The organism is Aeromonas sp. QDB23, from assembly GCF_027707745.1.
GTDB lineage: Bacteria > Pseudomonadota > Gammaproteobacteria > Enterobacterales > Aeromonadaceae > Aeromonas > Aeromonas allosaccharophila.
This window is the reverse complement of the sequence record NZ_JAPCJA010000002.1, coordinates 156,730-181,361: the sequence shown is the minus strand read 5'-3', so window position 1 is coordinate 181,361 and position 24,632 is coordinate 156,730. Positions and strand designations below refer to the sequence as shown.

Genomic DNA, 24,632 nt, shown 5'->3' with positions numbered 1-24,632 from the left:
AAGCCGGGTATGATCCCTCATTACGGGCGCTGCCTCAACCTGAATTTGGCACTTCCGGGCCATTTCCCGGCCATTGCGCCACTAAAAACGGGCGGGGTTGGCACATTGCGCAGCAAATGCATAAAAAAGCCCCGCACAAGGCGGGGCTAAAAGTGATGAAAAACAAAACAGACAATTACACACAACAAAGGCTCACACGCACAGTCAACCTTTCCCAAACCCGATGCGCCATCGCCCTTGGGAAAGGCGGGTCTTGCGACCCACCTTGCATTAACGGTTGACTGCTATCAGTTCAGTTCGGTGACGCGGCTGGTGCGCTTGCCATCGAAGCTGGTGGTACGCAGGTAGACCTTGCCATTCACGCTCGGCTTGGCCGCGGCGTCATAGGCACTCCAGTTGGTGCCGTCCAGGCTGTACTGGATGGGCAGACCCGGCAGATCCACGTTTGCTTCCAGCACACCGTTCACCACTTTGGCACCCGGTACGGAGAGGCGGTATTCAACACCGGCCTGATCCAGTTTCGGCAGCACGCGCTGACCCAGTACGTTGGCAAACTGGTTCCACTCTTTGTTGAGGGTGGCCTTGTTGACATGCTTGGTCTCGCCGGAGAACTCGCGGTTCTTCACGTAATCCAGCTCGAAGCCGCCTTTGTGCCAGGCACGCTCGGCCACGGAGAAGATACGCGGGTAGACCATGTACTCGTACTGAGCATCGGTACGCACGGTTTCACTCCACTGCTGACCGGAGATCCCCTTGAACTTGACCGGATCTTGGTCACCCTTGGCCACGAAGGCGTTGCCGTCGCGGTCAACCGAGGTTTCGGCGTTCTGCGGCAGGTTTTCCGGGGCGAAGGCGAACACCTTGCGCGTGTCGTTGAAACGGGTTGCCCAGTAGTAGCCACGCTCAGCCGGATGTACTTCGTTCGGGAAATCGAAGTAGAGGTAATCCGGGTTGGACAGCACCACTTCGTAACCCTTGTGCGCCCACTTCATCGCTTCGTTGAAGCCACCCCAGTAGAGGGTTTCCCAGAAGTTGACTCGGGTGTTGTCGGTGGCGAAGTCTTTGGCACCGCTGGCGTACTTCAGGCCATCTTCCCACGCCTGCAGGGTAGAGAAGCCGCGGTCTTTGACCATCTGGCCCACTTCCTTGGCGAAGTAAACCGGCAGCTCGCCCACTTCCTTGATCTTGCCTTCGTCGATCATCTTCTGGCACATCGGGGACTTGCCAAACGGCTTGTCCTGCTTGCTGGAATCGACGTTGCCTTTCCAGGCGACCAGCTCTTCTTTCTTGGTGACGGCCGGATCCTGATAGCCACCGCCCTGCATGATGTTCTTCGCCTCATCACCACCGTAGTGCCATGCGGTCAGCGGCTGACCAGCGGCCTGGTGCATCTGGGCAACTTCATCCATTACCTTGGCCACGAAGGTGGCAGCACCTGGCTGGCAAGGGTTGATGAAGGACATCTTGTCGTAGAACTGGACTGAGGTGACGTTGGAGGTGTCAGCCGGATCAGTCAGACGGAACTGGTTGGCTTCCGCTTCTTTGCCTTCCGCCATCAGACGCTTGTAGCGCGCTTCCATGGAGATCACAGCAGCACGAGCGTGGGCCGGCATGTTGATCTCGGGGATCACGGTCACACCGCGGGCCTTGGCATAACGCACCAGATCCACGTAGTCAGACTTGCTGTAGAAACCGGAACCCTGGTTGTCGCTGGTCGGGCCGGAACCCAGTTGCGGCATCAGGCACTTGGTTTCGGACTCGTCGTGGCAACGCTGGCTACCGACCTGGGTCAGCTCCGGCAGACCCGGGATCTCCAGACGCCAGCCTTCATCGTTGGTCAGGCCAAGGTGCAGCACGTTGAGCTTCATGGCAGACATCTGGTCAACCAGCTTCTTCATGGTATCCAGACTGCGGAAGTGGCGGGCCACGTCGGTCTGCATGCCACGGTATTCAAAGCGCGGCGCATCCTCGACGGTCATCGGGCTCACCAGCTTGTCATCAACACCCAGCAGGGAGATCAGGGATTGTGCACCCCAGAATGCCCCGTCGATGTCGCGACCCTGGATCACGGTGCCCTTCTGACCGATGGTCATGTCATAGCCTTCAGCCTGCTTGAGCTTGCTGCCGAGCTTGATGGTCACCGGGTAGCCGGTGTCGGAGAGGGTAACACCCAGCTTGGTCAGTTGAGCCTTCAGGGCCTCGGCGCGATCGCTCGGCAAATCCAGGGCATTGAGCTTGATGGTAGAGAAGTCGATTTGCGGACCAGCCTTGACCACCTGCTTCATCGGGGTCGGCAGGATCTGGTTGTCAATCTTGCCAGCCGGCAGCAGGGTGCTGGTCTGGTTGGCCGCGAAACGGGTTTCGCTGTTCATCAGGATGTTCTTGTCATCCTTGGTGCGCTTCCAGCCATCGGCCGGCATCGGCTTCTCGTAGGTGCTGGCATCATTGATGTTGCTCATGCTGGCCAGTACTTTCGGCTCGGCACCTTCGCTGGCGACATACCAGTTCGGCATGATGTCAGATTCGAACAGTACCCAGTATTCCACCACCAGCGGCACTTCGACCGTGGCATCCTTGGCAAAGCCCTGGAACTTCTCGGTTGGCGTCAAACGATAGAGATCGCCGGTCAGGTGAGTGATGGTGAACTGGTCGTTATCCACACGCTGGATACGACGGATGGAGGAGACGTAGATGCTCCAGTCTTTGGAGGTCACGTCAGCACCGGTGTTGGTCAGGTGCAGCTTGGCAACGCCACAGCTCGCCCACTCGGAACCGAGCGCCTGGCAATCGAGGCCGGCACCGGCACCGTCGTTGGTGACCACTTCATACTTGACCACCAGGTTACTGGCGAGGGAGTCGACCACGGCCTGCTTGGCGGCATCGGCTGCCAGCGCAGGACCGGCAAAAACGGTAGACATGGCAATGGCTAACAGAGAATGTTTCAAGTTCATAACTGCTGCTCTCATTTGAAGTAAAGGTTGGATTTTCTTGGCTTTTTTATATTGGGCCCCGGAGCGGGGCCCTTAGTTATGTCAACAATGGACTTAGACTTGAGGTGAGCGAGTGCTCGATTAACGCAGGGCTTTCATCTCACCGGCGATGATTTCGGCCAAGGGGCCCAGAATCACCTGCAGGTTCTGCTCACCGAGTTTGACCACACCGGCCGCACCCAGGGCTTTCAGCTTGCGCTCATCGACGACGCTGCGGTCTTTCAGAGTCAGACGCAGACGGGTTATGCAGGCATCGATGGAGACCAGGTTTTCTTGACCACCCAGCACTTCCAGGTATTGCTTGGCCAGCTCGGTACGGTTGGTAGATTGGGCGACAGCCGGAGCTGTGTCCTCATCTTCCTCACGACCCGGGGTTTTCAGGTTCAGCTTGGCAATCACTGCGCGGAACACCACGTAGTAGAGGCCGAAGAACACCAGACCCTGAGCAATCAGCATGTACCAGTTGGTCGCCAACGGGTTACGGCTGGAGAGCACCATATCCACCAGGCCGGCACTGAAGCCGAAACCAGCCATCCAGTGCATGGAGGCAGCGATGAACACGGAGATACCGGTCAGTACGGCGTGGATGACATACAGTACCGGCGCCACGAACATGAAGGAGAACTCGAGCGGCTCGGTGACACCGGTGAAGAAGGAGGCAAAGGCAGCTGCGATCATGATGGAAGCAACTTTCTCTTTGTTCTCTTTCTTGGCGGAGTGGTAGATGGCCAGAGCGGCACCCGGCAGACCGAACATCATGATGGGGAAGAAGCCAGCCTGGTACATACCGACCACGCCTTTCACCTGATCCAGGCTCTTGCCAGCGGCCAGCGCGGCATCGATGGTAGCCTGACCACCCAGGAAGTTCGGGATGTCGTTGATACCGGCCACGTTGAACCAGAACACGGAGTTCAGGGCGTGGTGCAGACCAATCGGGATCAGCAGACGGTTGAAGAAGGCGTAGATACCGGCGCCAGTGGAACCCAGGCTCACGATGGATTCACCGAAGGAGACCAGACCACCGTAGATTGCCGGCCATACCGCCATCAGGATGAAGGAGACAACGATCATCACGACGGAGGTTACGATCGGTACCAGACGACGACCGGAGAAGAAGGAGAGTGCCTTGTGCAGCTCGACGCTGCTGAAGCGGTTGTACAGCTCAGCGGCGATAACACCACACAGGATACCGACGAACTGGTTGCTGATCTTGGCAAACGCGGCAGGAACCTGATCCACCGGGATGCTCTTGATCTGGGCCACAGCACCCGGGCTCAGCAGGGTGGTAACCACCAAGAAGCCGACCAGACCTGCCAGGGCAGCAGAACCGTCTTTATCCTTGGACATACCGTAAGCGACACCGACTGCGAACAGTACGGACATGTTATCGATAATGGCTGCACCCGCCTTAATCAGGAAGGCAGCCAGCGCGCTGTCACCACCCCAACCATTCGGGTCAATCCAGTAGCCAACCCCCATCAGGATCGCTGCGGCAGGCAATACCGCTACCGGCACCATCAGGGCACGGCCGATCTTTTGCAAATAACCGAGAATGTTCACGGTTCCTCTCCTTAGTTAATGTTTTTCTAGAAATTAAGTGCTTATCACGTTTGACGCATAAGCCATCAAGGCTTGATTGGCAGTCTAGGGCTTTTATTTCGCTGCGCAAATTAATAAACCGATAATCGTGATCGTTATCACCCAAACAAGATAAAGGTGGTGGATAGATGTGGCTTAGTTCGCAATCTTTATTTACGCTATAAAACAACTTGAATCCGTCTTAGCCAATTGCCACCGCCAACCCGGTCGCAACCCGAAACAGAGGTATCCATCATGCGCCTGATCCCGTTGAAATCTGCCAGCCAAGTAGGCCTCTGGTCTGCCCGTTACATCGTTGACCGCATCAACGCGTTCAAGCCGACGGCGGATCGCCCCTTCGTACTGGGTCTGCCTACCGGTGGTACTCCGCTCAACACCTACAAGCGCCTGATCGAGTTGCACAAAGCCGGTGAAGTGAGCTTCCAGAACGTGGTCACCTTCAACATGGACGAGTACGTCGGCCTGCCGGAGGATCACCCGGAGAGCTACCACAGCTTCATGCACAACAACTTCTTCTGTCACATCGACATTCGCCCCGAGAACATCAACATCCTCAACGGCAATGCCGACGATCTGGTGGCCGAGTGCAAGCGCTACGAAGAGAAGATCAAGTCCTACGGCAAGATCCACCTGTTCATGGGTGGCGTGGGTAACGATGGCCACATCGCATTCAACGAGCCGGCCTCTTCCCTCTCCTCCCGCACCCGGGTCAAGACCCTGACCGAAGATACCCGCATCGCCAACTCCCGCTTCTTTGGCGGCGACATGGAGCAGGTGCCCAAGCTGGCGCTGACCGTGGGTGTCGGCACCCTGATGGATGCCGAAGAGATCATGATCCTGGTCACCGGTCACAGCAAGGCACTGGCCCTGCAAGCCGCCGTGGAAGGCAGCGTCAACCACATGTGGACCATCTCCACCCTGCAACTGCATCCGAAGGGAATGATGGTGTGCGACGAGCCCTCCACCATGGAGCTCAAGGTCAAGACCGTCCGCTACTTCCAGCAGCTGGAAGCCGCCAACATCGGCCGTCTGTAAGGAGTCGTCATGTACGCATTGACCAACTGCACCCTCTACACCGGCAGCTGCGTGCTGACCGGCTACGGGGTGCTTGTCGAGGGCGACAAGATTGTCGCCATCTCTCACCTGGCCGAGCTGCCAGCGGGCATCGAGCAGATTGACCTCAAGGGCGCCAACCTGACCGCCGGTTTTATCGACGTGCAGCTCAACGGCTGTGGCGGGGTGATGTTCAACACCGACATCACCACCGAGACCCTGGCGACCATGCAGGCCGCCAACCTCAAATCCGGTACCACCAGCTTCCTGCCGACCCTGATCACCAGTCCGGATGCCGACATGAAGCAGGCCGTTGCGGTCACCCGTGACTACATGGCGGCCAACCCCAACGAGGTGCTGGGTGTCCATCTGGAAGGGCCCTACACCAACCTCAAGCGCAAGGGGATCCACCCTGCCGCGCAAATTCGCCAGCCAGCGGACGAGATGATCGACTTCTTCTGCGCCAACGCGGATGCCATCACCAAGATCACCCTGGCACCGGAGCGCAACGAGCCGGCCCATATCCGCCGTCTGGTGGACGCGGGCATTCTGGTCTCGGCCGGTCACACTGCCGCCAGTTACGATCAGGCGATGGCCGGATTCGATAACGGTATTCGCTTTGCGACCCACCTCTACAACGCCATGACCCCGACCCTCAATGGTCGCGAGCCGGGCGTGGTGGGTGCCATCTATGATCGCAAGGATGTCTATGCCGGCATCATCGTCGATGGTCACCACGTTCACTGGGCCAACGTGCGACTGGCACACAAGGTGCTGGGGGAACGACTTGTGCTGGTCACCGACGCCACCGCGGCAGCCGGCGCGCCGGAAGGCTTTGAGAAATTTGATTTTTGTGGCACCACCGTCTTTTTACGCGATGGTCAGTGTGTCGACGAGAATGGTACACTCGGCGGTTCCTCCCTCACCATGATTGAGGGGGTGGAAAATCTGGTCAAGCAGGTCGGATTACCGCTCGATGAAGCACTGAGAATGGCCAGCCTCTACCCCGCTCGCGCCATTGGATGGGACTCACGTCTCGGTAGTATCCAGGTCGGTAAAGTAGCCAACCTCACTGTCTTCGATCAGGACTTCACGGTCCGTGGGACCGTGGTTAACGGACACTACACACAACAGTGACATCATGACTGGCGGACAAATAGCAAACGTAGATCTTATCAAGCAGGTCAACAGTGCAGCCGTGTATCGGCTCATCGATCTGCAAGGCCCCATCTCCCGGGTCAAGATTGCCGAGTTGAGTCAGCTGGCCCCGGCCAGCGTGACCAAAATAACCCGGCAACTGATCGAGCATGGCCTGATCAAGGAGACCTCACCGCAAGCCTCTACCGGCGGGCGGCGAGCCATCTCGTTGACCACCATCAAACAACGCTTTCAGTTTGTCTCTGCCAAGCTGGGCCGTGGCTACCTGCAACTGAGTCTCTATGACCTCGATGGCAAGGAGCTCGACCAGCACGTCACCCAGGTGACCGAGATCGACCAGCAACCCGTGGTCGACATGCTGCTGCGGGAGATTGGCGCCTTTATCGATGCCAACCGCGAACGCAGCCGCAACCTGATCAGCATCGCACTGACTATGCCGGGTCTGGTCAACCCGGAATCCGGTATGGTCATCTACACCCCCAAGTACCAGATCCGCAATCTGGGACTGGCGAAGCTGTTGGAAAACCACTTTAACCTCCCCTGCTACGTGGGTAACGACACCCGCTCGCTGGCGCTGGCCGAACACTTCTTCGGCGAGTCCCGCGACTGCATGGACTCCATTCTGGTGAGTGTTCACCAGGGGACGGGCTCGGGGATCATCACCAAGGGTCAGGTGTTCCTTGGTCAGAACCGCAACGTCGGCGAGATCGGCCATATTCAGGTCGAGCCGCTCGGCAAGCGCTGTCACTGTGGCAACTTCGGCTGCCTCGAGACCATCGCCTCCAACGAAGCGATCATCGACAAGGTGAAGGAGCTCATCAGCCGCGGCCACCAGAGCGCGCTGCAAGAGAAGCACATCACCATTCAGGAGGTGTGCAAGGCGGCCATGGCCGGTGATGAACTGGCCCGCAGCGTGATCGAGAACGTCGGTGAGCATCTGGGACGAGCGGTAGCCATTACGGTCAACCTGTTCAACCCGCAGAAGGTGCTGATCGCCGGCGAAATCACCGCCGCCGAAGAGATCCTCTTCCCGGCCATCCGTCGCTGCGTCGAGCATCAATCCCTGCCGAGCTTCCACCGTGGCCTGCCCATCGTGAAGGCCCGCTTCCAGAACCAGCCGACCTATGGCGGCTTTGCGCTGGTCAAGCGCGCCCTGCTGGAAGGGGATCTGCTGCAGATCATCATGGAGCAGAAGTAAGGACTTACCTTGCGAGATAACAAAACGGCAGCCACTGGCTGCCGTTTTCTATTGTGTGCTCGTTGGAGATTTAGCCCGCCCGACACGGCTTGAACAGATCCAGCTTGTTGTCGTAGACACTTGTCTGCACATCCATGATCCCCAGCATGGAGTGAAACAGGTTATCATGGGAGAAGCGCTGGCTGCTTGCCTCCGCCGCCAGGCAACCCATATCAAGCTGGCGATCGGCCTGTAACTGAGGCGAGAACCAGGTCAACAGCGGCACCCGGGTTTGGTCATCCGGCGCAAACTTGTAGGGGGTGCCGTGCAGATAGAGCCCCATGGCACCGAGGGATTCGCCGTGATCGGAGAGATAGACCAGTCCCACATCGTACTGGCTCTCCAGCGACTTGAGCTTGTCTATCAGTAGCCCCACTACCTTGTCGGTGTAGCGGATGGTGTTGTCATAGGTGTTGACCAGCTCTTCGTTACTGCAGTTTTCAATGTCGCTGCGCGGGCAGTCCGGCATAAAGGCGCGCTCGCTGGCAGGGTAACGACGGAAATAGGTCGGGCCATGGCTGCCCATCAGATGAAAGGCCACCAACTTGTTGCCCTTCATGCCGGCAATCTGCTGATCCAGCCCCTCCAGCAGCACCTCGTCATAGCAGGACTCTCCCTGACAGAGCGCCGGATAGGATTTGGGAAGGATCTCGATGGTCGGCACATTGCGGCACACCCCTTTGCAACCGCCATCGTTCTCTTTCCACAGCACAGATACCCCGGCATGCTGCAGCACATCGAGCAGGCCGTCACGGGAGCTGGCGAGCTGATCATCGTAGCCGCGCCGTGTGAGGTTGGAGAACATGCAAGGCACCGATACGGCGGTTGCCGTGCCGCAGGAACGCACATCCTTGAACGACACCACCCCCTGCTCTTTCGAGGTGAAGCTGTTGGTTGCCTTTCCATAACCGTTCAGGGAGTAGTTCTGGCTGCGCGCAGTCTCCCCCACAACCAGGAACATCAAGGTCGGCTTGCCTCCCCGGGCCACCACCCTGGCGTCAGTCCCCAGATGCTGGTAGGGGATCGGGGTGGCAAACAGTACATCCCGCCCATATTTGTAGAGGCCGTGGACATAGTTGGCGGGCACAATTTCTTTGGCCAGCGACTTGTTGTTACGCCCGACCGAGGCGTAATCCTGATAGTAAAGTGCGGCAACGCCCCCGATAAACAGCAGGGAGATGGCCAGCGCACCTGCCCGCAACGCCAGCCCCTGATACCAGCGAGCTGGATAACGGATCTTGATCGACCAAAGCACCAGAACAGGCAGCAGCCCGGTCAGCAGAAACCAGAGTGCCACCGAGCCATTCAAATAGGCCCCAGCCTCACCACTGTTAGTTTCGATTATGTTCTGCATCATGCCGGCATCGAAGATGACGCCGTATTTGAGCATGGCGTAGCTGACGATGGAGCCGCTCAGGATCAGCAAGGTAAAAAAGGGCTTGAGCACAAACCGGAACGTGAAGGGAATAAACACGGCATTGAGCGCCGCGATCAGCACCAACGGGATCGAGATGGCAAACCCGGCTTTGACATGGGTCAGACCACTGAGCACCGTATAGAAATGCAAAAAGATTGGCCAGTTCAGTACCAGAGCGAAAAAGAGCACCAGCAACAGATTGGTCTGCAGTACACCGAGGGTCACTCGCATAAACAACTCCTACATACCGGCCTACAGAGAGAGGGCGCGGTCAAGCCAACAGAAACGACGGGGCCAGCGTAGGAAGTCAAACTTAAGAACGAATTAAGAAGGGAAGCGTGGTGCTAGTGCGCGCCATCACAGCGTGGGGTAATCACCTCACTCACAATGGATTTTTAGTTGTCTATCCCTTGGATTTTGCTAGCTTGTTGAGTAGGCATTCACGAAATGCAGGTTCACTGATGGCACTGATCCAAGCCTCGATAGAGCAGTTGAGAGTAGGCCACTTTATCCACCTTCCGACCGGCTGGACCAACCATCCGTTCATGTTCAATACGTTCAAGATCAAGGATCAGCAGCAACTCGACATTATCCGTCATCTTGATCTCACCCTGCTGATGGTCGACCCCGACAAGAGCGATCTGCCTATCGAGCCGCTGCTGCGCGGTGATATTCCCGATGCAGGACCTGATCTTGACGAGCTGGAAGAGCTGATTGCCTCGGGCCCGCCCCCCTTTGACGAGAAGGCCTTTCGCCGCTCCATGCGCGCCGCCGACAAAGCCTTTGGCCAGTCCATGAGCGAGCTGCGCGATGCGCTCGGGGCGCTCAATCTCAAACCGGATGAAGGGCTGGCCAACACCGCCCAGATCGTCCGCAATGCCGCCTTCACCCTCAGTCAGCACGAGGGCCCCCTCGGGCTGCACCTTATTCGCAGCCCCCACACCGATATCCTGCTGCAGCACAGTCTCAACGTGGCCTTTATCGCCATGTTGATGGCGCGCGAGCTGGGCATGAATCCCATCGAACTGGAAGAAACCGGTCTGGCCGGACTTATCCACGATATCGGCGAGCTCAAAATACCGAGCCAGATCATCCAGAAGCGTGGGGAGCTCAGCAAGGCAGAGCAGAACTTTCTCAACATGCACCCGCAATACGGGCTCGACATGCTGACCCAGCTCAACGCCTTTGAGCCGAAAATCCGTCAGGTCGCCCATCTGCACCACGAGCGACTCGATGGCAGCGGCTATCCGCTCGGGATCAAGGGGGGGGAGATCCCGCCGCTGGCCCGGCTGATCGGACTGGTCGACTTCTACGACGAACTGCTCCATCCCCGCAACAGCGGTACCCCGGCGGCGCCGAGTCAGGCCATCAGCCAGCTCTACAAGTTATCCCAGAAGAAGTTCGACCAGAATCTGGTCAAGTTGCTGGTCAAGGTGCTGGGGGTCTATCCGCCAGGATCACTGGTGAAACTCTCGGACGAGAGCATCGCGCTGGTGCTCTCCACCGAGCCCACCATGCCCCTCAAACCGAAGATCCTGCCCTATATCAAGGCGCAGCGGCCGGAAGCGGTCGCCATGATCGATCTGCGGGAAGATGAACGCACCATCACCGCGTTTATCAAACAGGACGAACTGGATGAGGGACAACGGCAGTTCTTCAATCTGACCCGCCGCTTCTGCTACTACTTTGCCTTCTGAGTTATCCCCAGAAGCTGGGGATAACTCATTGGACAAACCGGAATAATTGCTCGAATCCCTATCCCAAGGTTGCCATCTGACCATGTATAAAAAACGCCCAGCCATGGGGCTGGGCGGAGCATGCCACCTCCGTGTAGCGTATCCAGCGGATACTTCCATGCTCTACCCATCAATATCAACCCGTGGCCGCTTACACAAATATCAATTTAACATGCTGATTTAATATGGTTTTATCCACCTGTTCTGGCAAACTGGCGGCCCGTTGCAGCCCTTTTGGCCAACAGAACAAGATCTTGATCACACTTATTCACGGGCTGGTTATTTTTTCACCCGACTTATGAGGAACGTTTTTTATGCAGTTGGTCCTCTCCTTGCTGCAACAGATGAGCGTCAGCCTGGTGATCGCCTATCTCTTCTCCAAAAGTCCGCTGCTGCGCCCGCTTGCCAACTATTCGGTGAGACTACCTCACAAGATACTGATATACATCATCTTTTCCAGCTTTTGCATCCTCGGCACCTATGTCGGCCTCGATATCGACGATGCCATCGCCAACACCCGGGCGGTCGGCGCCGTGTTGGGGGGGCTGTTGGGGGGCCCGCTGGTGGGATTTCTGGTGGGATTGACCGGTGGTCTGCACCGCTACACGCTGGGGGGATTTACCGATCTCGCCTGCGCCATCTCCACCACCTGCGAAGGCTTGCTCGGCGGAGTGGTGCACTGGCGGCTGATGCGCGCGGGGCGAACGGATGCCCTGTTTCAACCTCGGATCGCCTTCTTTACCACCCTCTATGCCGAGATCATGCAGATGCTGATCATCCTGCTGGTGGCCACCCCGTTCGACAAATCCCTGCTGCTGGTGCGCACCATCGCCACCCCGATGATTTTGGCCAACTCCTGCGGCGCTGCGCTCTTTATCAGCATGATCCGCGACCAGCAGCAGATGTATGAAAAGTTCTCACGGGTCTTCTCCGCCAAGGCGCTCAACATCGCCAACCGCACCGTAGGGATCATGAGTCAGGGCTTTACGCCAGAGGCGAGCAGCAAGATTGCCCGCATCATTCAGGAAGAGACCGGCGTAGGGGCCGTTGCCATCACGGACACCGAGAAAATCCTCGCTTTTATCGGCACCGGGGAAGATCACCACCTGCCGGGCACCCCCATTGCGTCGGCCATCACCATGAAGGCCATCGCCCGCAACAAGGTGCTGTTTGCCGATGGCAACAGCCAGCCCTATCGCTGCAGCCTCTCACCCGCTTGCCAGCTGGGCTCAGTGCTGGTGATCCCGCTGCAGGGAGACAAGGGGGTGATCGGCACCATCAAGCTCTACGAGCCGAAGAAGCGGCTGTTTCTCAAGATCAACCACACCCTGGGGGAAGGGATTGCCAACCTGCTGTCACAGCAGTTGCTGGCCGGTCGGCTGGAGCAGCATCAGCGGCTGCTGGTGCAATCCGAACTCAAGCTGATCCAGGCGCAGATCAACCCCCACTTCCTGTTCAACACCCTCAACACCATCAGTGCCATCACCCGGCGCGATCCGGACAAGGCGCGGGGTCTGCTGCTGCACCTCTCCCTGTTCTTTCGCAAGAATCTCAAGCGCCAGAGCGGCCTTGCCACCCTGCAGGAGGAGCAGGAGCACTGCCAATCCTATCTGGAGATCGAACTGGCCCGTTTTGGCGACAGATTGACGGTGATCAACGAGATCCCGCCCCATCTGGCCACACTGCGGCTGCCCAGTTTCACCCTGCAACCGCTGATCGAGAATGCCATCAAGCACGGCATCTCGACCCTGCTGGAGCAGGGGCGCATTCGCCTCTGGACCGAGGAACAGCCCGCCAGCGTCACCATCCATGTGGAAGATAATGCCGGCACCTGGCAAGCGCGCCCGACCGGTGACGGTCTTGGCATGACCATCGTCGACCGGCGACTGAAGAGCGCCTTTGGCGAACGCTACGGCGTGACCATTGCGTGCGAACCGGAGCAGTGGACCCGGGTGTCGTTCACCATCCCCAAGGAGCAACCATGATCCGCACCCTGATTGTCGATGACGAACACTACGCCCGCGAAGAGCTGAAGCTGCACCTGACCTGCGATCCCGCCATCGAGATCGTGGGGGAAGCGGCCAACGCCATCGAGGCGCTGCCGCTGATCCAGCGGCTCAGGCCCGACGTGGTGTTCCTCGATATCCAGATGCCCAAGCTGAGCGGGATGGCGCTGGTGGCCATGCTCGACCCCCTGCCCCGCATCGTCTTTGTCACCGCCTTTGACGAGTACGCCATTCAGGCCTTCGAGGAGAATGCCTTTGACTACCTGCTCAAGCCGGTGGAGCCCGCCCGGCTGGCCAAGACCCTCGCCCGCCTCAAGCAGGATATCTCGCCACAGCCGGTCGAGCGGCTGGCCCCCACCATCGAACACATTCCGGGCTATCTGCACAACCGGGTCAGGCTGCTGCCCATCGCACAGGTGGAGTATGCCTTCTCCGATCTTGGCGGCGTCCATGTGGCCTGTCAGGGGGAGCTGTTCCACACCCAGCTCACCCTCAAATCGCTGGAGGAGAAGAGCCCGCTGCTGCGCTGCCATCGCCAGTATCTGGTCTCCCCCAACGCCATCTTCGAGATCCAGCTGCTGGATAACCAGCTGGCGGAGATCGTCACCCCGAGCGGAGCCAGGGTGCCGGTCAGCCGTCGTTATCTCAAGGAGCTCAAGGATCAACTGGGACTGGACTGAGCCGTGGAGTGTGCGCCGGATCACAGCCGGCGACCGCTCGGCGCGCCATGACGCCGCTCGGGCCGTTTCACCTGCCAGAGCAGAGCAATCGTTTTAGACTCGCTGTGCAAATCAAAAAATAACAATGCAGGAGCGTAGCAATGATCTGGTTCTTCCTCTGTGTCGGCTTACTTGTCGCCGGCTATTTCATCTATGGCAAGTTCATCGAACGGATATTCGGCCCGAAACCTGAGCTGAAAACCCCCGCCATCACCATGGCTGACGGGGTGGACTATGTCCCCATGTCGGACAAAAAAGTCTATCTGGTGCAACTGCTCAACATCGCCGGTGTCGGCCCCATCTTCGGCCCGATCCTCGGTGCCCTCTACGGTCCGGTCGCCATGCTCTGGATCGTCTTTGGCTGCATCTTCGCCGGTGCGGTACACGACTACTTCTCCGGCATGCTGTCAGTGCGCGCCAAGGGCGCCTCGGTGCCGACCGTGGTCGGTGAGCATCTGGGCACCGCCGCCAAGCACTTCATGAACCTGTTCGCCGTGGTGCTGCTGATGCTGGTGGGTGTGGTGTTCGTACTGAGCCCAGCAGGGCTGCTCGCCAACCTCACCTCCACCGATCTGGTCTACTGGATCGTGGCGATTTTTGCCTACTACATCCTCGCGACCATAGTCCCCATCGACAAGATCATTGGCCGCTTCTATCCCATCTTCGGCGCCCTGCTGGTGTTCATGTCGGTCGGCCTCATCATCGGTCTGATCGCCTCCGGCAAAGGCTTCTACAACACCGGGATGGACTTCTCCAACCTGCACCCGACCGAACTGCCGCTGTGGCCGCTGCTGTTCATCACCATCGCCTGTGGCGCGGTATCGGGCTTCCACGCCACCCAGTCACCGCTGATGGCGCGCTGCATGCAAAACGAGAAATCCGGCCGCTTCATTTTCTACGGTGCAATGATCGGTGAAGGGATCATCGCCCTGATCTGGTGCACCCTGGGTCTCTCCTTCTACGACAGCACCGAAGCACTCAACGCCACCATGGCCAACGGCGGCCCGGCCGCTGTGGTACACGAAGTCTCCACCAGCCTGCTCGGCACCGTGGGCGGCATTCTGGCCATCCTCGGCGTGGTGATCCTGCCCATCACCTCCGGTGACACCGCGTTTCGCAGTGCGCGCCTGATCGTGGCGGACTTCCTGAAGATGACCCAGAAGCCGCTGGCCAAGCGTCTGCTGATCGCCATCCCCATGTTCATCCTTGGTTTCATCATCTCCAAGGCCGAGTTCGGGGTGATCTGGCGCTACTTCGGCTGGGCCAACCAGACCACCGCCGTCATCATGCTGTGGGCTGCTGCCGCCTTCCTTATCAAAGAGGGCAAGCTGCACTGGGTCTGCACCCTTCCTGCCATGTTCATGACCGCCGTGGTGTTCACCTATCTGGCCAACGCCCCCATCGGGTTCGGGCTGGAGATGGGGATCTCCACCATCATCGGTCTGGCAGCCACCGCAGTGATTACCGTTGCCTTCCTGGTGAAATTCCGCCAGCCGCTGGTCAGCCGTGCCAGTGAAGGGTAATACGGCAAAAAATGCTGCAAAAAACAGCATAAAAAGGCGCCTTATGGCGCCTTTTTTAATGACAAATAAAGTAATAACAAAACTCTGTGATGGCTTCAGCTTCAATACAGCGAAAGCGCTTAAGATTCCGTGCGAAATAACGATAAATATGTGATTCTTAATTGCTTTAGTGCTTGTTGGAACCCATGATTAAGCTGCGCGTCATGCCAGTGGAGGTTATAAATGGCCCTTGATTATTTTGCTCTTGGCCTGCTCGTCTTTGTCGGGCTGGTCATTTTTTATGGAATTATCGTGATCCACGATATTCCCTACGATATTGCCAAACACCGGAATCACCCTCATCAGGATGCCATTCATGTCGCGGGTTGGGTCAGCCTGTTTACCCTGCATGTGTTGTGGCCCTTCCTCTGGATCTGGGCAACCCTCTATCGGCCGGATCGCGGCTGGGGCTTTAGCCAGCGGTTGGAAAAAGATGAAGACGATCTGGCCGCTCTCAAGCAGGAGCTGGCCGATCTGAAGAGCCGTATCAACACTATCGAACAGAGTGAGCAACAGGGATAAACCATGGACCTGCTACTGATCCTGACTTATACGGCACTGTGTGTGGCCGTATTCAAAATCTTCCGTATCCCGCTCAACAAGTGGACGGTTCCCACTGCCGCACTGGGTGGCATCATCATCATCGGCGCCCTGATCATACTGATGAACTACAACCATCCCTACTCGGAGATGGCGCGCAATTACTACATATCCACCCCGATTGTGCCGCTGGTCAAGGGCCGGGTCGTTGAAGTCCCGGTGAAGCCCAACCAGCTGGTGAAAAAAGGGGATGTGCTGTTTCGCCTTGATGATGAGCCGTTCCGCCTGAAGGCAGACAGCCTCGCCGCACGGGTCGAATCCAACCGCGAACACCTCAAATCCATCGAAGCGCGGCTGCGCTCCGCCAAGCTGGATCGGGATCGCGCCAAAGAGCTGATGCAACGTGGTGTCGGCAAACAGCGTGATCTGGATGTCAGCCAGGCCAACGTAGACGATATCGTGGCCCAGATTGACCAGCAGAAAGCCACCCTGAACGATCTGCAAGCTCAGCTGCTGGAAGCCAAGTATCAGCTGGCCCAAACCGTGGTCTATGCCCCGAGCGATGGCCATGTAGTGCAGCTGGCCCTGCGCCCCGGCATGATCGCCACCCCCTTCATGTACCGCCCGGTGATGACCTTCATCCACAAGGATGAGACCGCCTATGTCGGCTGGTTCTGGCAAAACAGCATGCAGCGTCTGGCGATTGGCGACGAGGCCGAAGTGGTGATCGATGGCATCCCCGGCAAGATCTTCAAGGGCAAGGTGACTGCAGTGATCCCGGCCATTGCCGCCGGTAACGTGCAAGCCAACGCCGGTCTGCTGGATCAGACTACTGCGGTGCGTCCGGGCCGTCTGCCTGTGATCATCTCCATCACTGACCCCGAGTGGCCCAAGTATCAGGTGATCGCCGGTGCCAGTGGTCAGGCTGCTATCTATACCCACTACTTCCACCATGTCTCCATCATGCGGAAAGTGTTGCTGCGCATGGCAAGCTGGATGAACTACATCTTCCCGTTCCATTAATCAGCACCCTACCTCCCAGCGGGCCGGCATCATGCCGGCCCGCTGTTTTTGTGGCGGCAAGATCCCTATAATGGCGCCACACCATGCCCAAACGCCACACCCTCATGTTCGTTCTCAGACCCTATCAAACCGACGCAGTCAACGCCGTGATCAGCCACTTTCGCAAACACCCGGACCCCGCCGTGGTGGTGCTGCCCACCGGTGCGGGCAAGAGTCTGGTGATCGCCGAACTGGCCCGCAAGGCACGCGGTCGGGTGCTGGTGCTGGCCCACGTCAAGGAGCTGGTGGAGCAGAACCACGCCAAATACGAGGCGTGGGGGCTCAAGGCCGACATCTTCGCCGCAGGGCTGGATCGCAAGGAGGCGAGCGCTCAGGTGGTGTTCGGCTCGGTGCAATCGGTCGCCCGCAATCTGGCGGCCTTCGACGGCGCCTTCTCGCTGCTGATCATCGACGAGTGCCACCGGGTCTCGCTCGATGACGACAGCCAGTACCATCAGGTGATCGAGCATCTCAAGGCAGCCAATCCCGCCCTCAAGATCCTAGGTCTCACCGCCACCCCCTATCGGCTCGGGCTGGGCTGGATCTACCGACGCCACTACCACGGCATGGTCAAGAGCCACGGCGAGCGGCTGTTTGGCGACTGCGTGTTCGAGCTGCCCCTGCGCTTCATGGTGAAAAACGGCTACCTGACGCCGCCGCGCATGGTGGATGCCCCCATCGTCCACTACGACTTCAGCAAGCTGGTGGCTCGGGAGAACGGCCTGTTCAGCGAGGCGGATCTTAACGGCGAGCTCAAGCGCCAGCAGCGGGTTACCCCTCATATCCTGAGTCAGGTGCTGGAGTATGCCGCCGACCGGCAGGGGGTGATGATCTTCGCCGCCACCGTCGAGCACGCCCGGGAAATTCAGGGGCTGTTGCAGGCCCAATCCCAGAGTGCAGCCCTTATCACTGGCGAGACCCCGGGGCCGGAACGCGATGCCCTTATCAGCGCCTTCAAGGCACGGGAGATCAAGTTTCTGGTCAACGTGGCGGTGCTCACCACCGGCTTCGATGCCCCCCATGTCGATCTGATCGTGATGCTGCGCCCCACCGAGTCGGTGTCGCTCTATCAGCAGATTGTGGGTCGGGGCCTGCGCCTGTCGCCGGGCAAGGAGGATTGTCTGGTGCTCGACTATGCGGGCAACAACTTCAACCTGTTCGCCCCTGAAGTGGGGGAACCCCGCCCCCACGCCGGTACCGAACCGGTGCAAGTGCCCTGCCCCGCCTGCGGCTTTGCCAACACCTTCTGGGGCAAGACCGACGAGGATGGCAAGGTGATCGAGCACTACGGCCGCCGCTGTCAGGGGCTGTTTGAAGATGACGAGGGCAATCGCGAGGAGTGCGACTACCGCTTTCGCGCCAAGATTTGCCCGGGCTGCGGCGCAGAGAATGACATTGCCGCCCGCCGCTGCCAGAGCTGCGATCAGCTGCTGGTGGATCCGGACGACAAGCTTAAAGAGGCGCTCAATCTCAAGGATTGCATGGTCATTCGCTGCGCAGGGCTAACCCTCACCGCAGGGCGCGGCAAACAGGGGGAACGGCTGGAGGTGACCTACCACGATGAGGATGGTCTGACCCTCAGCGAATACTTCGGTTTTCACTCCCCGGGCGCACAACGCTTGTTTCAACAGCGCTTTGTGCGTCATCATTGGCCCGCCCCGGGGCTGGAGCCTGAATTCACCACCTTGGCGAGCGTGCTGGCGTGCGAGCGCCAGTTCCGTCATCCGGATTTTGTCATCGCCCGCAAATCGGGTCGCTTCTGGCAGATAAAAGAGAAGATTTTTGATTATGAGGGTCGCTATCGCACCGCCAACTCGATGGCGTGATGGCCAGGCGACCGGCATCAATCCCACGAATTGCGTTACCCCCGTCGATCCCGCATCGGCAGGTTGAATTATCAGGGTCGGCACCACTGCCGGGCCCCTTCGTCACGTTAGAGGATGTTATGCAGCGGCTGTTGATTGGTTTTTGTGCTCTCTTTTCTCTGGCGGCTCAGGCCGCCCCGCTGACGCCCCCTCAGGGTGGCCAGTACGCCATCATAGTGCAGGGCAATAACGGCGTGGAGTTCGCCCGCCATGCGGATCAGATGATCGCCCCTGCCTCCACCATGAAGGTGCTCACCGCACTGGCAGCCCGCCTCGAGCTCGGTGCCGATTTCCGCTTCGCCACCGACATTCAGGCCCAGCCGGGCGCCAAACAGGGTGACACCATCAACGGCGATATCTGGATCAACTTCGTCGGCGACCCCACCCTCTCCCGCATGGATCTGCTGGCGCTCTTCAAGCAACTCGGGGTCAACCAGATCAAGGGCAATGTCTACGTCAACACCGGCGCCTACAACGGCTACGAGCGCGGCAACGGCTGGTCGTGGGGGGATCAGACCCTCTGCTTCGCCGCTCCGGTCTCCTCGGTCATCATCGACAAGAACTGCGCCTACGGCACCATCACCGCCACCCAGATCGGCAAACCGGCGGTTGGCAATGTGGCCACCGGCGTCCCCATCGGCATCGGTGCAGACAACGTGGAAGTGATGAGCTACGCCGACATGGCGCGCCAGTTCTGCGCGCTGGAAGTGGACATGGCCAAGGGCAACTTCTACGAGCTCAAGGGCTGCATCACCCCGAACAAGGATCCACAGGGTCTGCGTTTCGCCATCCACGATGTGGAAGCCTGGGGCTGGGACAACATCCGCTGGGCGATGAACCGGGCGGGCATCAAGCATGATGGCCTGCTGCGAGTCACTCACAAGTCACCGGTCGGCGCCGAGACACTGGGCACCCACTACTCGGTCTCCCTGCCGGTGATGCTCGCCAAGATGCTGAAGAAATCGGATAACCTCTACGCCGATACCTTCCTCAAAACCGTGGGTCGTCACTACTACAACAAGCCGGGCAGCTATCGCAGCGGCACCATGGCGGTACGCGCCATTCTGACCAAGAACGGTATCGATCTGGGCAACGCCACCCTGGCCGACGGCTCCGGCCTCTCTGCTCACAATCTCATCAGCGCCCGTCAGATGCTGTCGGTGCTCAACTTTATCCAGAAAAACGATGCAGAGCTTGGCCTGATCAAGCTGCTGCCAAGCTCCCAGGTGGATGGCACTCTGGCGTGGCGGCGCAGCGTCACCGCCCCCATGATGAAGAACAAGGTCCACGCCAAGACAGGCACCATCACCGGTACCTCCAATCTGGTGGGCTTTATCGATACCGCAGGCGGCCAGCGCAAGGCGTTCGTGATGTTCCAGCGCGGCCTGTCGCAAGATCCGGCGACCCATGAACGCTACCGTGCCAGCAAGGCACCCGGGCCCTGGACCGTATTCGAGAAGGGGGTGCTGGAGAGCATCTATCAGCAGCAACCGATCCAGATCGCCGAGCCGCAGTGATGCCGTAATAGGTCCACTCGAATCACTGTATCGATAATTTCGGCTTCAAGTCGCCACGAGGCAGGGCTATGCTGTTGCCTGCCTCATATCAACGGCCATAGCAAAACGGCTTAAAGAACGGAGAGAAAATATGTTTGCAGTGATTTTTGGTCGCCCGGGTTGCCCCTACTGTGTCCGTGCCGTACAGATCGCCGAGCAGCTGACCGAGCAGCGCGATGACTTCAAATTCCGCTACGTGGATATCCATGCCGAAGGGATCACCAAAGAAGATCTGGCCAAGAGCGCCGGCAAGCCGGTCAATACCGTGCCGCAGATCTTCCTGGACGAGCAGCACATCGGTGGCTGCACCGATTTCGAAGCCTACGCCAAAGAGAATCTGGGTCTCTACCAGTAATGCCTGCGGGTCAGCTCGAGCGGGTTAACCGCCAGAGCGTATAAAAAAATCCGGCGCCATCAGGCGCCGGATTTTTTATGAGCGGAACTCGCACATCATCCCCGATCAAGGGGTCACCGACTGGGCGGCAAAGCGCGCAATGATGGGGTTGTGATCGGAAGAGTCGGTCGCCGGTGAGCTCACTTCGACCAAGTCCAGATTGCGGTAGTAGAGGTGATCCAGCGGACGACCAAACGCAGTGCGACGCAAGTCAGGCACCGGCACGGCCTCTTGCAGGCCCAGCTCGTCCACCAGTTTGTTCAGCCAGAACTGGCGCTTGTCGCTCCAGGTATTGAAGTCACCGGCCAGAATAACCGGCCCCTGATGGCGGCGTACCAAGGCAGTCAGATCGTTGAGCTGCTCGCGAAAAGTGGCCATCCCCAGCTCGAAATTGACCGCATGGAGGTTGATCACCAGCACGCCGTCAGGGTCGCCCTGCAGCGGATAGAGGCTCACCAGCCCGGATTTGGGGATGCGCAGCAAAGGCTCGGGGGAGCGCACGCCACAGACGAACGCCTGCGGGGTCTTGGCCACCGTCATCACCCCGAACGAGACGCCGCCCTGGGTGAAGGCTTGCAGCTGTTGCCACTGGAAATCACCGGCACGCAGCCAGTCGAGCATCTCGGGACGGGTGGCCGACTCTTGCAGCAACACCAGATCCTGCCCCTTGGCATAACTGTCCATCCCTTCACGCCAGTTTTTGCGCTGGCCCTTGTAGAGATTCCACACCGTCACCCCGAATTCACGGGGCAGCGCCGTGGTCGCCAACGCTACCAGCGGCGGACGCTGGCAGTCGAGTCCCGGCACAATCCCTTGAGCTGTGACCAGATGGTTCTGATCCGGCACCTCAAAACAACCTACCAACCCCAGGGTCAGCAGGGAGGTGCCAAGAATGCGATAACTATTTTTCATTGGCTAACAACCGCCCGCCTTTGCTTTTTGTTGCGACCATCACAAACGTCATCCACGCCGACTAAGCTGATAGTCCCTGTTCCACCCAACCAGAAGGAGCCTGTCAATGGCGAGAGAACTTCGGTACTGCGTGACGTTTTATGATCAACAAGGAAATTGTCATCAAGTGGAGCTGGCCACCGTCTATCAGATAAGACGGGACCCTCAATGCGATCTCTGCCTGTTTGACACCCTGCAATATGTGGGCTCGGAAGAGATGCTGGAACGCATGATACGGCAAAAAACCGGGCTTGAGCAGGAAATATCCATCATCAATGCCCGGCTGATTTGATCAGACGCTGACCGGAACCGGGCGGGATTTACCGTTGTCGTCGATGGCGACATAGGTAAAGACCCCCTCGGTCACACAGTAACGCTGGGCATCGTTTTCCCGCAGTACCGGCTTGACCCACACCTCCAGCTTCAGCTTCATGGAGCTGCGGCCAATCTTGATGCAGCGACCGTAGCAGCAGACCACATCGCCCACCTTGACCGGACTGTGAAAGGTCATGCCTTCGACGGATACGGTACAAATACGTCCTTTTGCCAGCTCCTTGGCCATGATGCCCCCACCTATATCCATCTGGGACATGATCCAGCCACCAAAGATGTCGCCATTGGGGTTGGTATCGGCTGGCATTGCCAGGGTTCTCAGCAACAACTCCCCATCGGGGTGACGTTTTGTATCTACCATCATTACCGCCTCTCTCTCATGGATGGCGGCATGATAGGGGGCGATCACCCCCTTGGCAAACCTCAATTGCCCGAGGCGGCCAGCTCGGCAAACCAGTGGGCCGGATCGGGCCAGCGATAGTTGAATCCCATCTGCTGGCAAATCAGTTGGCCATCGATGGGCTGAAATTCACCGGCAGGCTCGATAAAGACCGGCGCAGGGAGCCCCTGCTGGCGCGCCGCAAAGGGGTAGAACTGCTCGCGGCGCGGATGTACCGGCGCGCTCAGGTTGAACACATCCCCGTCCTTGCCCCGCTCCAGAAGCAAGATGCAAGCCGCCACCACATCGTCCAGATGGACCAGATTAACCGACTGGGCGCCGCCATCGAGAGTCTTGCCCGCCAGGAAACGGCCGGGATGGCGATCCGGGCCATAAAGGCCGGAGGGGCGCACTATCATCACCGCCTCGAAACCGGCCGCCAGCACCGCCTGCTCCGCCGCCAGCATTCGCTCGCCACGGGCATGGCGGGGTTTGGGTTGTTCACCCTCTTCTTGACCCGCCCCCCATACCGAGGTGGCGCTGACAAACAGCACCCGCCGGGTGCCGCTCGCTTTGGCCAACGCACAGGCCTTTGCCACCGCTTGCGTATAGTCATCGGTCTTGCTGGGCGGTACGCAGATAACCAGCGATTCGCAGGGGATGGGCCACGGCGCTTGTTGATCAGCAACGGGCATCTCGGCAGAAATCGTCAGCGGATGAGCATCGATCCCCTCCCCCTGCAAACGGGCCGCCTTCTCGGCGCTGCTGACCGTGACCGCTACCTGCTTGCCTGCCGCCAGCAGGGCCCGCGCCAGCGGCAGCCCTAGCCACCCCGCCCCCAGAATGCCGATCGTCCCAGCGATATGTTGTTCTGTCATCGTCCCTTCTCCTGCTTGACACTATTTGCCCCGCAGCTTACCTGTCTTGGAGGGAAAATAAAGTCTTGGTCAAGGCCACCGGTCTTTACCTTCGATTCCGCTCTGTTCTTTTTGCAATTTGAGGAACACTGTCAGCAGGGCTGGCGATAGTTGTTATAGAAATGCCTTCATCCTCCCCTAACACTTCCCTAAAGCAGTGAGTTAGAGATTTACCTGTCTTTCTAGCCATCTCTATAGCCTTATTGATCTTATCTCCCGAAATACCTCCTTCGGGCCCCTTCACAATTGACTGCATATGAACAGTCCCTTCCTCTGGATTCGAAGTTGTTTTTACATTGGCAATAAATTCATCAGGGTTATTAGAAAAACGGTCCATATGCTCCTGCATTCCTTGTCCTCCTGGACCGAATGAATGCAAGAAACCAGAATCAGGGTCACGTTCAAGAACAATTTTCAGTTGGTCATCTTTAGAGAATCTAATATGAAAATCATTAAAGTTGATAAACTGAACACCATCAACCCTCATTTGAAAATGCCAATGAGGAAAGTCAGTTTTACTCCCCTTGTGACCGTCAAAGTCATTTTTTGAGCAGTCTAATGTCCACTCAATATTTTTCCATTTTATTGTTGTTTCAAATAGCTTACGTTCACTACTTTCCTCCTTGAGGTTGTTTATGTTTTTCACTCCAGTCTCCACATTAGCAACCCATCTTAAGAAAGCCGATATATTGTAAAAATCATACTTTTCTATAATTTTAGGAAAATCTTTCTTTTTGAATTTGCAGCGACGCAACAACCAATGAATACATGGTTGTTCTTTACTTATGGTCTTAAATGGCTTTCCACACAAATAGCATTCTTCACGTTCATAGTGAGCCAAGAAATCAGCATACTCGATTTCATACATCTCTCGCTGCCTTTCGAAATGCTTCATCGACATTTCATGAGAAAAACCCCCGAATTCCTCTTTGAACGATTGAGCAGCTTGCATTATATCTTTTTGCATACCAACCTCTTACAAATAAAATTCATTATTCAATGAACAACTCAATATAATATCTCAATACCAATGTAGCGCCCTTGCAAACTTAATATATCAATAGCTTCTCAAGTTTCCCAAAACACTATCACCATAAATATTGCAACCATACTTTCTGATAAATCTTTCGTTCTGTATAACCTCATGTCTTCTCAATT

At 57.9% G+C, this 24,632-nt stretch carries 20 protein-coding genes; 13 read left to right on the top strand and 7 right to left on the bottom strand.

Annotated elements, in window-relative coordinates; genetic code table 11:
* Positions 1-287 precede the first annotated feature (287 nt).
* Both PG888_RS01865 and nagE read right to left on the bottom strand, forming a co-directional pair.
* Positions 288-2,951: a beta-N-acetylhexosaminidase gene (locus PG888_RS01865; protein ID WP_182939288.1), complete on the bottom strand. Its 2,664-nt coding sequence runs from the start codon at positions 2,949-2,951 to the stop codon at positions 288-290.
* 120 nt (positions 2,952-3,071) lie between these two features.
* Positions 3,072-4,550: an N-acetylglucosamine-specific PTS transporter subunit IIBC gene (gene nagE, locus PG888_RS01860; RefSeq protein WP_058053683.1), complete on the bottom strand. Its 1,479-nt coding sequence runs from the start codon at positions 4,548-4,550 to the stop codon at positions 3,072-3,074.
* 273 nt (positions 4,551-4,823) lie between these two features.
* Between nagE and nagB the strand changes: the two genes are divergently transcribed.
* The 3 genes from nagB to nagC are packed head-to-tail and all read left to right on the top strand — an operon-like array spanning position 4,824 to position 7,998.
* Entirely contained in the window at positions 4,824-5,624 is an 801-nt protein-coding gene (nagB, locus tag PG888_RS01855) for a glucosamine-6-phosphate deaminase (RefSeq protein WP_042057494.1), read from the top strand.
* 9 nt (positions 5,625-5,633) lie between these two features.
* Entirely contained in the window at positions 5,634-6,779 is a 1,146-nt protein-coding gene (nagA, locus tag PG888_RS01850; RefSeq protein WP_042657090.1) for an N-acetylglucosamine-6-phosphate deacetylase, read from the top strand.
* Positions 6,780-6,783: 4 nt separating this feature from the next.
* A complete protein-coding gene (nagC, locus tag PG888_RS01845) occupies positions 6,784-7,998 on the top strand; it encodes a DNA-binding transcriptional regulator NagC (protein ID WP_042057499.1) in 1,215 nt (404 codons plus the stop codon).
* A gap of 70 nt (positions 7,999-8,068) precedes the next feature.
* Here nagC and PG888_RS01840 read toward each other — a convergent pair whose 3' ends face one another.
* On the bottom strand, positions 8,069-9,685 hold the full coding sequence (locus PG888_RS01840) for a phosphoethanolamine transferase (protein ID WP_182939287.1): 1,617 nt from the start codon (positions 9,683-9,685) through the stop codon (positions 8,069-8,071).
* Between the two features lie 230 nt (positions 9,686-9,915).
* Here PG888_RS01840 and PG888_RS01835 point away from each other — a divergent pair, with 230 nt between their 5' ends.
* The 9 genes from PG888_RS01835 (at position 9,916) to PG888_RS01795 (ending at position 20,855) form a co-directional block, all read left to right on the top strand.
* Entirely contained in the window at positions 9,916-11,151 is a 1,236-nt protein-coding gene (locus tag PG888_RS01835; RefSeq protein ID WP_182970751.1) for an HD-GYP domain-containing protein, read from the top strand.
* 353 nt (positions 11,152-11,504) lie between these two features.
* On the top strand, positions 11,505-13,175 hold the full coding sequence (locus PG888_RS01830) for a sensor histidine kinase (protein WP_182939285.1): 1,671 nt from the start codon (positions 11,505-11,507) through the stop codon (positions 13,173-13,175).
* Positions 13,172-13,876, top strand: coding sequence for a two-component system response regulator BtsR (btsR, locus tag PG888_RS01825; protein ID WP_182939284.1), 705 nt, complete (start codon positions 13,172-13,174; stop codon positions 13,874-13,876). The genes PG888_RS01830 and btsR overlap by 4 nt, the downstream gene beginning before the upstream one ends.
* Positions 13,877-14,016: 140 nt before the next feature.
* Positions 14,017-15,438, top strand: a complete 1,422-nt coding sequence (locus PG888_RS01820; RefSeq protein WP_182939283.1) for a carbon starvation CstA family protein — start codon at positions 14,017-14,019, stop codon at positions 15,436-15,438.
* A 222-nt stretch (positions 15,439-15,660) separates the two neighbouring features.
* The gene (locus PG888_RS01815; RefSeq protein WP_058053676.1) at positions 15,661-15,999 is read left to right on the top strand and encodes a DUF3302 domain-containing protein; all 339 of its coding nucleotides are present in this window, start codon (positions 15,661-15,663) and stop codon (positions 15,997-15,999) included.
* Positions 16,000-16,002: 3 nt separating this feature from the next.
* On the top strand, positions 16,003-17,040 hold the full coding sequence (locus tag PG888_RS01810; RefSeq protein WP_075112117.1) for an HlyD family secretion protein: 1,038 nt from the start codon (positions 16,003-16,005) through the stop codon (positions 17,038-17,040).
* A gap of 104 nt (positions 17,041-17,144) precedes the next feature.
* A complete protein-coding gene (locus tag PG888_RS01805) occupies positions 17,145-18,905 on the top strand; it encodes a DEAD/DEAH box helicase (protein WP_182939721.1) in 1,761 nt (586 codons plus the stop codon).
* Positions 18,906-19,024: 119 nt separating this feature from the next.
* Positions 19,025-20,461, top strand: a complete 1,437-nt coding sequence (gene dacB / locus PG888_RS01800) for a D-alanyl-D-alanine carboxypeptidase/D-alanyl-D-alanine endopeptidase (protein WP_182939282.1) — start codon at positions 19,025-19,027, stop codon at positions 20,459-20,461.
* 97 nt (positions 20,462-20,558) lie between these two features.
* A complete protein-coding gene (locus tag PG888_RS01795; RefSeq protein WP_257496286.1) occupies positions 20,559-20,855 on the top strand; it encodes a GrxA family glutaredoxin in 297 nt (98 codons plus the stop codon).
* A gap of 105 nt (positions 20,856-20,960) precedes the next feature.
* On the opposite strand, the gene PG888_RS01790 is transcribed toward PG888_RS01795, so the two are convergent.
* Entirely contained in the window at positions 20,961-21,806 is an 846-nt protein-coding gene (locus tag PG888_RS01790; RefSeq protein ID WP_075114512.1) for an endonuclease/exonuclease/phosphatase family protein, read from the bottom strand.
* Between the two features lie 106 nt (positions 21,807-21,912).
* On the opposite strand from PG888_RS01790, the gene PG888_RS01785 reads away from it, so the two are divergent.
* On the top strand, positions 21,913-22,137 hold the full coding sequence (locus tag PG888_RS01785; RefSeq protein ID WP_042061420.1) for a hypothetical protein: 225 nt from the start codon (positions 21,913-21,915) through the stop codon (positions 22,135-22,137).
* On the opposite strand, the gene yciA is transcribed toward PG888_RS01785, so the two are convergent.
* From yciA to PG888_RS01770, 3 genes are all read right to left on the bottom strand, one after another.
* On the bottom strand, positions 22,138-22,542 hold the full coding sequence (gene yciA, locus PG888_RS01780) for an acyl-CoA thioester hydrolase YciA (RefSeq protein ID WP_042061418.1): 405 nt from the start codon (positions 22,540-22,542) through the stop codon (positions 22,138-22,140).
* A 59-nt stretch (positions 22,543-22,601) separates the two neighbouring features.
* Positions 22,602-23,435 carry an NAD-dependent epimerase/dehydratase family protein gene (locus PG888_RS01775; RefSeq protein ID WP_182939281.1) on the bottom strand — a complete coding sequence of 278 codons (834 nt, stop codon included), beginning with the start codon at positions 23,433-23,435 and terminating at the stop codon, positions 22,602-22,604.
* An 85-nt stretch (positions 23,436-23,520) separates the two neighbouring features.
* Positions 23,521-24,441 (bottom strand): hypothetical protein, encoded by a 921-nt coding sequence (locus PG888_RS01770; RefSeq protein WP_182939280.1) that lies wholly within the window; start codon positions 24,439-24,441, stop codon positions 23,521-23,523.
* Positions 24,442-24,632: the final 191 nt, after the last annotated feature.